The sequence below is a fragment of the Dysgonomonas sp. HDW5A genome (assembly GCF_011299555.1).
In the GTDB taxonomy this organism is placed as follows: Bacteria; Bacteroidota; Bacteroidia; order Bacteroidales; family Dysgonomonadaceae; genus Dysgonomonas_A.
This window is the reverse complement of record NZ_CP049857.1, coordinates 619,649-633,779: the sequence shown is the minus strand read 5'-3', so window position 1 is coordinate 633,779 and position 14,131 is coordinate 619,649. Positions and strand designations below refer to the sequence as shown.

Sequence of the window (14,131 nt, the reverse complement as noted above, 5' to 3'; positions counted from 1 at the left end):
TAGGGTTTTCACATTGGAGAACCCTACTTTTATTTTAGTGAAAGGTAAATATAAACTACTTGTAAATTTTCATCACATAACCACCTCCTGAAGCCATTGGAATACTTAGTTTCCGGTCAGATGGTATGTCAATTACTTCTTTTTTATAATCATGTCCCGATCGGTCGGCATTCGCACCATCTTTAAAGACCTCAGCCTTAAAGCTGCCTTCACCTAAAAATGACAAATCAACATCAAGTGTTCTTGCATCCCAGTTGGTAAGCGAACCTACATACCATACATTGTCTTTCTCCCGTGCAATAGTAATATATTCACCTATTTTGCCATCCAATGCTATAGTATTGTCCCACACCGTTGGCACATTAGCTATGAACTCGGTACACTCTTTCTCACGCATATAATTGGACGGGTTATCACATAGCATATTCAGAGGCGATTCGAATATAATATATTCCGCTAACTGACGGCAGCGTGTACCCTGACTCATCGGCTCACTGTTGACAGGACGATAGTTGCCTTTAGAAGCATTACGCATAGCCCCTTGGGTATAATCAAGAGGTCCGGCTACCATTCTGATAAAAGGTATAGTAACATCGTATGTAACCTGATCTACGCTTTCGGGCGACCATTTCATTTGCTCCAATCCGTGAACACCTTCAAAATTGATTACATTGGGGAATGTACGTTGCAATCCCGTCGGTTTATATGTACCATGATAATCGAGCATCATGTGGTATTTTGCGGCGATCTCGGCTGCCCGATAGTGGAAGTCTACCATTGGCTGATCGTCCCTGTCCATAAAGTCAACCTTAAAGCCTTTGATACCCATTTCCGAATAATGTTTGCAGATACCTTCGATGTCTTTATTAAAAGCATAGTATCCTGCCCATAGAATAAGTCCTACGTTCTTTTTATTGGCATAGTCAACCAGCTCTTTTAGATCTATTTCGGGAACTACCTGAAATAAGTCGGCTTGCAGATTTACTGCCCAACCTTCGTCCAATATTACATATTCGATACCATGTTGCGAAGCAAAATCAATATAATATTTATAAGTTTCATTATTAATACCCGAACGGAAATCAACATCGTACAGATTCCAGTCATTCCACCAATCCCAAGCCACTTTTCCGGGTTTGATCCATGAAGCATCTGCCACTTTGTTGGGTGTAGCCAGTTTATATACCATGTCATTATCAGCCAGTTCCTTGTCATTCTCCGAAATTATTATAATGCGCCAAGGGAAATTAGTTGCTCCGTTATATCGTGCAATATAAGGTTCTGCCGACTGTACTTCGCCCTGTAGCATATTGTGGCCGCCTTGTTTTATATCTTTAGGATAAGGTGCAAATACTCCGCTTAAAGTAGTAGAACCATTACCATTGTATAGATACATCCCCGGATAATTTGTCAGGTCAGATTCCGTAATACATACTTTCTTCCCGTTTACACCTTCTACTACCAAGGGCAGAAAAGCCAGACGTTTTTTGTCCCACTGAGATATATTTATATGCTGGTACGTATTTTCGAACGAATTGTAGAATTGCTTCTCAATAGGTTCTTTTATGTTTTGTACATAAGGAATATACGCTTTCTGATCTGTCGGGAAATTGAAATTTACCTCTTCACTTTTTACCTCAAAAGGTTTCTTTAAGTCTGAAACGAAGCGATAGGCTATACCATCGTTGTATGCTCTGAATACAAGACTGAACCCTTCTTTAAATTTGAGGATAAGTTCGTTATAAGTATCTGTAATTTCTTTTCGTTTATATACCGAAGCCGTTATTGTATCATTCAACGTTTTAGTGGATAACTTTGCTATCCTGGGGTTTACCCCAAAAGACATTCCGTTGGTCAACGACATCGATATAGGCGAGTTTGCTATCATTAGATCGCCATTGTGGGAGACAGAATATTCTATTGTATTACCAACAGATATGTTTACTTTAAGCTCGTTGTCTGGAGACTGCACCAAGAACTGCTTTTGAGCAGAAACAGATGTCCGGCAACAGATAATAGCCAGAATCAATAATAGAATGTACGATTTATTGGTATTTCGCATATTGGGTATATTTATTAAATAGTTTTACAGTAAAGTATCAAAGGTGACAATAGGGTAACAAAAAAGGTTACAAAAGTGACTGAATAATGTTATTTTTGTTCATTCCGCAAGATGTTGTATTTTAGACTTATATCTCATAAAAGGTTACAAAAGTGACAAAAGTTACACCTGTTGTTTGTTTCAATTCTTTTTTACTTTTTTCTGTAACTTTTAAAATCAGACCTATCTGTATTTATAGATAAAATAACAAAAGAAATTGATATTCAGTAGAACTTACTCTACTGAATATCTTTGTTCATGAGTATATTTTCTAAAGATACAAATTTTTTAAAGTCCTCAGATGCAGGATGCCCCTCAAAAGGTAAATAATAATGCTCAGGCTTTTCCCATGCATTACGCCAAAACAAAATCCAACTGATTTTATATTTATTGATAACAGGATATACGGTTTCTGTAAAGTAAGTAGAGTCGGGGATACCCTCCATTCCTGTTTCTCCGATAGTTGGAAGTTTTCCCGACTTGTTTGCATAGTTAGTCACAATTTGGAGATTGCGATCCATACCGGCTTTATATTTTTCGATGTCCTCAGTTGTTTTTCCGGGTACATAAGAGTCATATGCAACAATATCCACATAGTCATCTCCGGGATAACGTTCCAGATACTCGGCTTCATCTTTAGTCTCCGAAGGCGAATAAGCATAGAGCAAATTATGCACATTGCGTTTGTCTCTCAGATATTCTACAGTCATAATCCATAGCTGCTTATATTCCTCGGGTGTGCATTGTTTACTTCCCCACCAAAACCAGTCTCCTGTATGTTCGTGATACATGCGGAAAACTACGGGAATAAGTACACCGTTATCATCTTTCAGGTCGAGAAAGAAGTCTGCAACACGGTCAAGCCATTTTATATATTGATCGTGATTTATACCTCCTGCGAGGATGGTTTTTACAACCGTATCCTGTGCACAATCCCAGGCAGTATTTCCTGTTACCATATTATCGCCATGCCAGCTGAATGTATTAATAGAGCCCATACGATGGATATCTTGTGCATACCTCTTCATATCTGAGAAGTAAATGGAATCCAGATTAAACTCTGCACCTATTTCGAGGTGTCCCAACTCCCATCCGAACACGGCTGGATAATCTCCCGTTACATCTTTTACGTCCGATCTGCCTGCTTCTTTATACCAACTGTGTCCATAAGCTAAATCGTCCTGATGCCCAAGCATAATACCTTTGTCAAGCCGTTCAAACAAGGTGTTATAAAGTCTTATGGTTTCAGCCGTCGCATTTTTGTCTATAAGTTGTTTGGTGTGAATTTCCTCTACTGCTTTCTGTTTACATGCAAAAAGGCTCGAAAGTGCTATTGTTGCCAGTATTAATTTCTTTTTCATATTTTGTTTCATTTTTTCATATTTTGCGGAGAACGCTTGTAAGGGGGGACTACTCCACCCTCTAATTTTTTATTGCTTGACGGGCAGGGCAGAGCCACTGCCCCTACTGTCTAGTAAATTGTGACGACTTATATACATATCAGGCAGATCCGATTGGAATAGAATATTCTTATCTTCCGAAAAACGGATGAAGTCCTGAGCCGCAGGATGTCCCACTGTCGGTGTATAATAATGCGTTGGTAAATCGCTCGCATTTCGCCAGACCATTACATACGCAATCTTTGTACTCTGTAAAACGGGTAGCAACACCTGGGTGTACCAAAGCGGATTGCTTACCCTCTCTAATCCTGTTTCGGTTAAAGCTGCAATCTTATTCTTTTTAGTGGCAATATTCGAAACAATTTTTAATTTTTGTGCCGCAAGTTGAGGATCATTTGCACCATCAGGTCTAAAGTCCCAATAATTGTCCATTCCGATAATATCCACATATTTATCTCCCGGATAATACTCCATAAATTCTTCTTCAGTAAAGAATTTACAATCAGGAGAGAAAGCATAAAGCAGATTATGCACCTCCATATCATCCCTGAGATAGGTAACGGTAAATTGCCAAAGTGCAATAAATTCATCTTTCGAACAATGCCCCTTTCCCCACCAGAACCAATCGCCGTCGAATTCATGGAAAGGGCGAAAAATAATAGGAATAAGTTCGTCATTATCTCCTTTGCAATCATTCATGACTTTGGCTATAGACTCCAGATATTGTTTATATTTCGAGTGCAGCTTTCCTTCGGGAAGAATATCTTTTACCGATTCCACAGGATTCTTCTCCCAATAGAAACTACCATCATTAGCAGGATTTTTGCTATGCCACGAAAAGGTTATAATTCCACCTTGACGGTAAACTTCTTTAGTTGCTTTGACCAATCGGTTCTTTATGTTTTCGAATTTTACAGGATCATTTTCTGTAGCAGCTTCAAAATCGAACCCAATCAATGCAGGGTGTTGCCCGCAAAGGTCTTTCACGTCGCTTCTGTTACTGTCGCCTACCCACGATCGACCGTATAAGGTAGCGTCCTGTTGTCCGAAAATAACCCGATCCGATTGTTCTATCTTTTTCAGATTATAAAACAAGGCTTTGGTCTCGGCTGTCGCCAGTGGGTCGACTAAGAGAAAGTCGGAAGCATATATAACAGAGAGCCACAAGAAGCAAAAAATAAAAGCGATTGTTTTGTGCATCATAAGATTAAAGGGTATAGAGTGTTTAAAGAGCTTAGAGTTCTTTGTCAAATAACTTAGTGACCTCTGTGTGTATTTAGTTTTACCACAGAGACCACAAAGTTGTATTCACAGAGATTGGATAAAGAAAAGATAATTCTACAAAACCGTGATAACCGTCTTTTCTTTAATATCATTGGATGATGAACCTACTTGCAGCTCAAAATCTCCGGCTTCGATTACTCTCTCACTTTTCAGATTGTAGAAAGCCAGATCATCCAATGTCAGTTTGAATGTTACGGTTTTAGACTCACCTGCTTTAAGAGATACTTTTTCGAATCGACGCAATCTTTTCACATCAGGAACAAGGCTGGCAAATAAATCGCTCGAATAAAGTTGAATTACTTCTTTACCTTCTACATTTCCTGTGTTCTTTACATCTACCGAAACAATAATTTCCTCTTTCGGATTATTGGCAAAAGACGTTTTGTTTATTTTCAGGTTCGAGATATCGAATGTCGTATAACTCAATCCAAATCCGAAGTGATATTCGGGGTTGAAGTCTCCTTCGTAATTGTAAACACCTTCGCCTCTCTTTTGCTCTTCCGAATGTTTATGATAATAAGGCACCAATGAGTTAGGGAATGCAGGGTATGTATAAGGTAATTTTCCCGAAGGATTTACTTTACCCACCAATACATCCGCCAAAGCATCCGCACCAAAAATTCCCGGAAGATAGGTTTGAACGATAGCATCTACCTGAGAAGATATTTTAGAGATTACACGAGGTCTTCCTTCACTCAAAACAAGAATTACTTTTTTACCTGTTTTGAGGAACTCTTTAGCCAGTTCTGTTTGAAGATCATTCAAATACAAGTCATCCAAATCTCCCGGTTTTTCGCAATACGAATTTTCACCCAAGCATAAGATTATATAATCTGCATTTTTAGCAGCCGCAATAGCTTCATCAAAACGGTCTTTGTGTTCCGTTGCATATTCGGTTGCCGCCGTATAGCTTACACCCGGTACATAAGAAACATTTTCTTTGCCATACATATGGGTAATAGCGTCCAGCAGGTTATTATATTCACTTGCAAATTCATCCACTTTTTCACCTTGCCAAGAGAATGTCCATCCTCCGTTTAGCGATCTTTTGCTGACAGCATTAGGACCCGATACCAATATTTTAGCACCTTTCTGGAGAGGAAGTATATTATTGTCATTTTTCAGCAGCGTAATAGCATCCGCCGCCGCATCATACGATGCCTGTTGAAATTCTTTAGACCCGAATTGAGGATAATCTTTACGATACGTATTAGGTGTATTGAATAAGTCGAGTTGTAATTTCAATAATACCACTCTTCGTGCAGCATCGTCTATGCGTGACATGGGCACCTGTCCTTCGTTTACCAACTCTGTCAATAGAGTACAGAATTCTTTGTAATCGTAAGGAATCATCGACATATCCACTCCTGCATTTATACTCACTTTAATAGCCTCTTTGATGTTTGGAACCATGCGGTCACGCGAGTATAACTTGTTAATGTCTTCCCAATCGGTAACGATCATCCCGTCAAAACCTAAATCGTTGCGCAGCAGTTTTGTCAAAAGGTCGTAACTGGCATGTACGGGCTCTCCGTTGATAATACCCGAATTAATCATTACCGTATGCACTCCTGCATCAATAGCAGCTTTGAAAGCAGGTACATGGTATTCCATTAAAGCCGATTGAGGTATATAAGCAGGTGTACGGTCTTTACCACTGATAGGAGCAGAGTAACCGATAAAATGCTTCATGCAAGCAGCCAATTTATTGGGATTGCCTACATTATTATCATCGCCCTCATACCCTTTGATTAGTTGGTGTCCGAATACTGACCCGATATAAGGATCTTCACCGAATCCCTCATATTGACGAGGAAAGCGAGGATCGATACCCAGATCAAGTACCGGCGAGAAATTCCAAGGTACATTACTCGCACGGGTTTCATAGGCTGTGATTTCTCCCATTTTCTTTGCATGGGCAGGATTCCATGTGGCAGCTAATGCAATCTCCTGCGGAAACATGGTAGAGCCTGCCGTGTAAGTTGCCCCGTGAATTTGATCGAGTCCGTATATTACGGGAACTTTGGTGCGTGTTTCCTTCAATGCTACGTCCTGAATCTGGCTGATAACATTTGTCCACCATTCAGCAGTGCGTGCACGTGTATTGGGCGAATTCAAAAGAGATCCTACGTGGTAGTTGACTATTACATCCCGCAGTTTATCCATATCGAGTTGTAAAGTACTGGTTGGAGGCGTATCCTCTCCTTTGCAGACTGCATCTATACTTACCTGAGCCATTTGACCGATTTTCTCGGCCAGTGTCATTTTAGAGACTATCTCGATAGCTTGTTTGTTCATATCGTTGTTGGTTTGAGCTTGTCCGCCCGATGCAATGCCGAGAGTTGCTGCCATTAATAATACCGTTTTTTTCATGTTGATATATAAGATGTTTAATAAAAAGGTTGGAAAGATTCGATCATTTCCATGCACATACGTCCGTTGTGATAAGGACATTTCCAGAACCCTGCCTTGTCGTCTCGTGTATTGATACTGCCATCCGCAAGTCTGCTCCAATGCCATTCACCATTGTTTTTGTCTACAATAGATTGCTGTATATATGTCCAGACTTGCTTGGCTTTTTCTTTATAATCGGCATTATCCGAAATTTTGTAAGCATACATATAACCCACTACAGCTTCGGCTTGAACCCACCAATGACGCTCTAAGTCTGTATGATTACCATCTTTTTCGTAAATCATACTGCCATCGGTTTGTAAGCCTTCGCTTGCTGCATCGGCTATTTTAAGAGATAGTGTTTTTATTTTATCGGTTAATTGTTTATCTCCCAAAACTTCGGCTGCTTCATATAAAAGCCAAGCTGCCTCGATATCGTGACCATATGATATGGCAGTCGATTTTACATTCCATTCTTCGTCAAAAAACAAGTTGAGGTGATTTGTTTTCGAATCTAATATCTTATCGGTAAAGATGTGAATAAGCTTACGTTGAGCATCTTTGAGTTGCTCATCGTCCCAAATACGGCAAAGGTTGGTGTATGGTTCCAATACATGTAAATGAGTATTCATTGTCTTCTTTTCATTTGCATCCTTATCACTCAAACGTACATCTTCGATAGGTTGCCAATCGTGGGTATAGGCTTCCAGATAGCCGCCTAGATTAGGATCAAAGCATTTCTCCAGTAAAAAGAAAAACTCTTTAGCCATTGCCAAAGCTTCGGGATTTGCGGTGGCTCTGTAAAATTCCGAAAATCCGTATAAAGCGAATCCTTGTGCATAGGTTTGCTTTTTGGTATTAACCGGATTTCCCCAATAATCGAGCTCCCAATACACACCTCCGTGAGTTTTGTCAATGAAATAATCTTTGATATAATGAAACGCACGTTCGGCTATTTTTAAATACTCTTCTTTTTTCAGGATACGATAAGCTGCCGAGAATGTCCATAAAATGCGGGCATTTAGAACAGCACCTTTATTGGCTTTGGGATGAAGTATTTCGTTGCCGTCTATACGACCATAGAAACCCCCATATTCATTGTCCTGCATCTTTTCGATCCAAAAAGGCAGGATATTATCTGTTAGTTCTTTCTTAAATTCATTCATCTTTGATCCTTTCTCTTATTTGCCAAATCAGTTGTAATTTCTTGTAACTTTTGTTCTGTCAATGGGTACAAACTGATAAATACGACTGATAAAACAGTCCCTATTGCAGGCAAAAAGCTCAGCATCATACGTATTCCGTCCTGAGCTTCGACCGTTTGTTCTACATTTGCCTGAAAGCCGAAGTAAGCCAACAACCATCCTGTAAGTGCCCCGCCTATCGACCATCCGAATTTTTGAGACATCGAAGACGAAGAGAATATCAAACCCGTAGCCCTGCGTCCTGTTTTCCATTCCGAATAATCGGCTATATCGGCATACATCGACCAAAGCAGGGGAAATATACTTCCTGCACATGCACTGATAAGTACTTGTAGAATAAGCATCAGAAGTATATTGTCTTTGCCCACAAAATAAAAAGCAATACTGAAAACGGTGGCAAACAACATGGCAAACAAATAGGTTTTCTTTTTTCCTATGCGGTTCGAAACAGGGGTAACAAAAAGAATCCCCAAGATATTAGCCCCTTGACCCAATACTAAATAGATAGTTGTCAGAGAGAGAGCCGAACCAATGATTCCCAAATCGAAAGTATCGGGAGCTATTGCATAATATTTGAAGTAATAAACGGCTGCTCCGTCACGAATCGAATTGAATATCAGAGCAGCGATACCGGCTCCCAGTAATATCCACCAAGGTTTGTTGGCAAGTAAATCGTTTACATCTTCTTTCAGCGAATTACCTGTTTCTTTAATCGGGCGGATACGTTCTTTTGTCCACGAAAAAGTACATAAAAAGAAAATGACGGCAATAACGGCAAATACAATAGCAGTCATAGACCATCCGAAAGTCAGGTTTGCTCCTTCGCCGCTTCCTCCGAATAATTTCACCAAAGGTTCTATCAGTATCAAAGCCAATATACTGCCTAAGAATGCAAATATCATGCGGTATGATGACAAGGCGGTTCTTTCTTTAGGGTCGGACGACATCACGCCCAGCAACGATGCGTAAGGTACATTGATTAAGGAGTATACCATCATCATCAGCGAATAGGTGATATAGGCATATACTATTTTTCCTGTAGGCGAAAAATCGGGAGTGGTAAAGGTTAATACGCCCAGTACGCCGAAGGGAACGGCTACCCATAACAGGTAGGGACGAAATTTACCCCATTTTGACTCTGTTCGGTCGCTGACAACACCTACAATGGGATCGAAAAGTGAATCCCATATACGTGTCACCAAAAACATGGTACCCACTACGGCTGCCTCTATGCCGAATATATCTGTATAGAAAAACATGAGATACATGCCGAACAGCTTCCAGAACATAGACGATGCTGCATCGCCCAGACCGTATCCGACTTTTTCTTTTAATGTGACTTTATCTGTGTTCATGAGTATTTATTTAATAATCAATTTGAGTTTGTAGGGGTAGAGTTCTGTTCTTTCGATTAATTTCGGATAAGCGGGAGACTCATCCCTACAAAGTGGTAAAAAGGTGCGAAGCCTTTATTTTGTCAGATTTTTTTCGATAAGTTGACTTAAGGTTTGAACCGAAGTTGCCGACCGGTAACCGTCGGGAGCTGTATTCAATATATAATCGAGTAATCTGTCTACAGACGAAACCGCAACGTGCATGCGCGTGTCGCACGATGCATAATAGAGATATATGGTACCGTCATCATCGGCTATCCATCCGTTTGTAAACAGTACGTTCGAAACATCGCCTACACGTTCTTCCTCCCAAGGAGCCATTAAATGCCCTGCGGGTTCGGCGATCAACTTGTTCGGTTGATCTAGATCTGTAAGGTAAAGATATAAAACATATCTCAATCCTGCTGCACAAGCCCTTACACCGTGTGCTAAATGTAGCCATCCTTTCGGGGTTTTGATCGGGTGGGGACCTTCTCCGTTTTTGAGTTCTTTGATCGTGTGATAGTAACGATGGTTGATAATCGTTTCTTCTTTCACTTCGGCATTAGTAATGTCATCTACCAATGCCCAACCGATTCCGCCACCGCTTCCGGCATCAATAAAACCATCTTGGGGACGGGTATAAAGTGCATATTTTCCGTCCACAAATTCGGGATGTAATACTACATTTCGCTGTTGGCTCTTGGTTTTAAGATCGGGTAACCGTTCCCAGTTTTTTAAATCTTTTGTGCGGACAATGCCGGCTGCCGCCACTGCCGATGAAAGATCGCCTGCAGGAGCATTCGGGTCTTTTCTTTCAGAACAGAATACACCGTAAATCCATCCGTCCTGATGAGCCGTAAGACGCATATCATACACATTTGTATCGGGGTTATCGGTTTCGGGAATAACAATGGGATAGTCCCAGAAACGAAAATTATCGATACCGTTGGGGCTTTCGGCAATAGCGAAGAACGATTTGCGGTCGTTTCCCTCTACACGGACTGCCAAAAGATATTTACCCTGCCATTTAATAGCCCCTGCATTGAAAGTTCCGTTGATCCCGAAACGTTCCATAAAGAACGGATTGGTTTCGGGTGATAAGTCGTATCTCCAGAATACAGGTGCATGACCTGCTGTAATTACAGGATACTTATATCTCTCGAAGATGCCATTTCCCGGGAGCAAAGGTTCATTTGTACGGGTAACCAATGCTTCATATTCAGCTGTTACAGCTTTTAATCGTTTGTTGAATAGTGCGTTCATATTCACGTTTTTGTTTTATCTATTTATGGTTGAATAATAGTATAAGTTCAGAATATTATAGTTTTTGAGTATAGCTTTTGATGACTTTGATGGTCGTATCTGTATCGAAAACAGAGTTTAAACCTTGTTCTTCTTGCGATGGATCACCTACATAATCGTCCCACGGTTCCCAGAATGTGTGAGCAGGTCTTCCGAATCCTCCCCATGTCCAGAAGTTGCATCCTGCAATCAGACCATTGTTTTCTTTCGAACTTATTATTTTCGAGAAAATATTGGAGTAATATTTATCACGTGCAACCGTAGTATCGTCCAATGTATATTTGTGATTATCGCGCGGATATCCGAACTCTTCGATAACTATAGGCTTGTTTAGCTTTTTGGCAATAGCCAGATGATTATCAATGTACTTATCGGTTTCAACGATTGCTGTATCTACAGATGCTACTACCTGAGCAGGATCTATCCAGCTCCAGTTTTTAGGCCAGATATGAATGGTCAGATAATCGACATTGGGGTCTGAATTGATTTGTTCGAAAAGACTCATGTCTTCTTCACATCCTTTAGTACCCTCATTACCCAATGAAATAAGGTGATTAGGATCAAGAGAACGGATAAGAGCAGTAGTTTCTTTCAACCATTTTACGAATGCAGGTTTACCTTCATCGCTGAATGAGCGAGGCTCGTTACCCACCTGCCACGACATGATTGCAGTATCGTCAATATATTTCTTTCCCGTATAACGGTTGGTTCTGGTGATAACGTGCTTTACATGATTCAGAAACAAGGTATGACAAGTGTCGCAATCGGCATATTGGGCAACATGCTTTACAAATACAGGCCAATCCTGAACCCCTGCTTCGGGTACATCGCCACGTCCTGCCCAATTGAGATACTGTCCGTATCCGCCACTCCATTCCCAACTATTGTTAAGATAAAGTACCGCATACATATCCCGTTTACCCAGTTCCGCCATGAGGAAATCTAATCCGTCGAAAATAGTATCGTTATACACTCCCGGCTCTATTTGAAGAGTCGGCATAACTTTTACCTTTTGTCCGCTATGTCCGTCGGCACCTACAAGAACCCGAAGATTATTGATGCCGTTTTCTTTCATAAAATCAAGCTCTTTAAGTAAACGTTCACGGTTACCGCCTTGCCCTTCGGAACCCAATATAGCCCCGAACCAGAAGTTAGTGCCGATAAAGTAGTAAGGCTTGTCGTTTATCGTAAGCTTGCCTTCCTTCTGCTTTACGAAAGAAGGAGCAGTTACCGCTTTCTTCTCGGTGCAGGAGAATAGGCTTAAAGCTAAAGCTGCAAGTAGAATCAGTTTTTTCATTGATCTTTAAAGTTTAGTGTTTCTTTTATAAAAGCCATGGCTGCGTCGTTGTACTCCTTACCCACACTGTGTGCATGATGCGGAAAAGCCATCCAGCGTTTTTTTGATTTTACCTGATTGTAGGCGGCAAAATTGATGTGCGGAGGGCATACATTATCTTGTACACCAATACCCATAATAAGAGGGCATTCTATCCATTGAGCCAGATTCTTGATGTCGAAATAAGATAACAGATTATATACATCTTCCCATTTTGCTTCGGGATGTGCTTTCATATACTCATCAAAATCGCTTTTAGGCCAGGGAGCAATTTTAAAATAGTCGGGATAGTCCGATAGAAACGGAATATTAGGAGCCGCCACTTTTACACGTTTATCGAGCGATGCAGCCACAAATGACAATGCTCCACCCTGACTTCCTCCACGCACGGTTATCTTATCCGAATCAATTTCGGGACGGGACGAAACAAAGTCCAATGCCCGTACTACATCCATAAATGCACCTCTGTAATAATAGTCGTCTTTGTTATCAAGACCATAGGTAATCCATTTTCCAAAGCGGTTGGTTGGTTGATTCAACGCCTGTCCTCTCACCGAAAGAACGAAGTATGCAAAACCATCCCACCATTGGTTCGCCGGATAAGGAGACGATCCGTAGCCCATATATTCCACAATAACAGGATGTTTACCTTCCTTTTGAGGTTTGGCATAATATCCTCTGATGAGTTCGTTTCCGAAAGAATACATTTCAACGAGATACATATCGTATCCGTGTTGAGAATATTCGGGCTTTAAAGTCAGCTTATAATTAGGGGCTACTTTTGCCAGTTCTTTAAGGTTGTTATCCCAAAATTCTTTAAAGTCGGTCTTTGCATCGATGGGCGATTGTATTTTCTCAGGTTCGTAACCCACATTGAACTTCTTTTCTGTAACAATTTCGTTGTTGCGTTTCAATTGCACGGTATATCTGTAAAATCCGGGTTGAGGGTTTGCCAGCTCAAAAGATTTGGAATAGTTTTTCAACCCTTCAATGGATATGTTCAAAGAATCCGACTTGACAGGCTGATAATCGTCAGTAGTCAATGTGACAATTAATTTTCCGTCAATATCCCAATTGTTTTTGTTCTCAATCTTTGCGGTTATTTGTATGGGGTTCTCACCTAAAAATATATAGTCGGAATCAGCAACGGCTACATCTAGTAAAATTTTATCATTGGTTTCGGCAGTTGATACAGATAGTTTTGCTCCTTCCAGAAAACCGCCTACATTCCAGCCATCGTGAAATTTGATAGCAATAAGATTATCTCCTCCGTAATTTACTTTGTCGGAAGTTATCAGGTAGTTTCTTTCGTTATCAAAGTAACCCATGTAGTTTTGAGGAAACTCTCCTGTTTTACCTACCGGTTGACCATTGAAATATACCTCGTCGCATGCAGCCAATCTGCCCAAATGAAGTACTAATCCTCCTTTGTTTTTGATTCCTTGCTGTAAGCTATCCGATAACTGTATGGTCTTTCGATACCATCCAAAACCATTGTCTAACGATATGTCCTGATCTTTTAGTAGTTTCTGTGATGTGACTTCCTGCCAGTTTTTATCATCAAACTTAGTATCGAACCAAGCACTGTCGGTTCCTTCACCTGCGTGAAAACGCCACGAGTCAGAATAGCTCTCTGTTATTTTGGGGCTGGTATCTTCTGCTATTTTGGTTTTGCAGGATAGTATTAATCCTGCTATCAAAATCAATAGAAAATAGTTGGTAATTCTTTTCAT

Annotated in this window: 9 protein-coding genes; all 9 read right to left on the bottom strand. The window is 40.5% G+C overall.

All coding sequences use genetic code 11. From position 1 onward, the window contains the following. Positions 1-55 precede the first annotated feature (55 nt). The 9 genes from G7050_RS02475 to G7050_RS02435 all read right to left on the bottom strand — a co-directional run bounded on the left by G7050_RS02475 (position 56) and on the right by G7050_RS02435 (position 14,131). Positions 56-2,062: a glycoside hydrolase family 97 protein gene (locus tag G7050_RS02475; RefSeq protein WP_166110716.1), complete on the bottom strand. Its 2,007-nt coding sequence runs from the start codon at positions 2,060-2,062 to the stop codon at positions 56-58. 278 nt (positions 2,063-2,340) lie between these two features. After that, the gene (locus G7050_RS02470; RefSeq protein WP_166110713.1) at positions 2,341-3,462 is read right to left on the bottom strand and encodes a glycoside hydrolase family 26 protein; all 1,122 of its coding nucleotides are present in this window, start codon (positions 3,460-3,462) and stop codon (positions 2,341-2,343) included. 69 nt (positions 3,463-3,531) lie between these two features. Further along, entirely contained in the window at positions 3,532-4,704 is a 1,173-nt protein-coding gene (locus G7050_RS02465) for a glycoside hydrolase family 26 protein (protein WP_255499245.1), read from the bottom strand. A gap of 135 nt (positions 4,705-4,839) precedes the next feature. After that, positions 4,840-7,137, bottom strand: coding sequence for a glycoside hydrolase family 3 N-terminal domain-containing protein (locus tag G7050_RS02460; RefSeq protein ID WP_255499291.1), 2,298 nt, complete (start codon positions 7,135-7,137; stop codon positions 4,840-4,842). Between the two features lie 38 nt (positions 7,138-7,175). Continuing rightward, positions 7,176-8,345, bottom strand: a complete 1,170-nt coding sequence (locus G7050_RS02455; protein WP_166110710.1) for an AGE family epimerase/isomerase — start codon at positions 8,343-8,345, stop codon at positions 7,176-7,178. Next, positions 8,342-9,739 carry an MFS transporter gene (locus tag G7050_RS02450; RefSeq protein ID WP_166110707.1) on the bottom strand — a complete coding sequence of 466 codons (1,398 nt, stop codon included), beginning with the start codon at positions 9,737-9,739 and terminating at the stop codon, positions 8,342-8,344. Before G7050_RS02450 ends, G7050_RS02455 begins: the two co-directional genes overlap by 4 nt. Positions 9,740-9,853: 114 nt before the next feature. After that, positions 9,854-11,023, bottom strand: a complete 1,170-nt coding sequence (locus G7050_RS02445) for a glycosidase (protein ID WP_166110704.1) — start codon at positions 11,021-11,023, stop codon at positions 9,854-9,856. Positions 11,024-11,078: 55 nt separating this feature from the next. After that, entirely contained in the window at positions 11,079-12,359 is a 1,281-nt protein-coding gene (locus tag G7050_RS02440) for a cellulase family glycosylhydrolase (protein WP_166110701.1), read from the bottom strand. After that, positions 12,356-14,131 (bottom strand): acetylxylan esterase, encoded by a 1,776-nt coding sequence (locus tag G7050_RS02435; RefSeq protein ID WP_166110698.1) that lies wholly within the window; start codon positions 14,129-14,131, stop codon positions 12,356-12,358. Before G7050_RS02435 ends, G7050_RS02440 begins: the two co-directional genes overlap by 4 nt.

Excerpts from the sequence above, each read along its gene's own strand:
- G7050_RS02440 (WP_166110701.1), bottom strand. The coding sequence starts at position 12,359 with ATGAAAAAACTGATTCTACTTGCAGCTTTAGCTTTAAGCCTATTCTCC.
- G7050_RS02445 (WP_166110704.1), bottom strand. The coding sequence starts at position 11,023 with ATGAACGCACTATTCAACAAACGATTAAAAGCTGTAACAGCTGAATAT.
- G7050_RS02460 (WP_255499291.1), bottom strand. The coding sequence starts at position 7,137 with ATGGCAGCAACTCTCGGCATTGCATCGGGCGGACAAGCTCAAACCAAC.
- G7050_RS02450 (WP_166110707.1), bottom strand. The coding sequence starts at position 9,739 with ATGAACACAGATAAAGTCACATTAAAAGAAAAAGTCGGATACGGTCTG.
- G7050_RS02470 (WP_166110713.1), bottom strand. The coding sequence starts at position 3,462 with ATGAAAAAGAAATTAATACTGGCAACAATAGCACTTTCGAGCCTTTTT.
- G7050_RS02465 (WP_255499245.1), bottom strand. The coding sequence starts at position 4,704 with ATGATGCACAAAACAATCGCTTTTATTTTTTGCTTCTTGTGGCTCTCT.
- G7050_RS02435 (WP_166110698.1), bottom strand. The coding sequence starts at position 14,131 with ATGAAAAGAATTACCAACTATTTTCTATTGATTTTGATAGCAGGATTA.
- G7050_RS02475 (WP_166110716.1), bottom strand. The coding sequence starts at position 2,062 with ATGCGAAATACCAATAAATCGTACATTCTATTATTGATTCTGGCTATT.
- G7050_RS02455 (WP_166110710.1), bottom strand. The coding sequence starts at position 8,345 with ATGAATGAATTTAAGAAAGAACTAACAGATAATATCCTGCCTTTTTGG.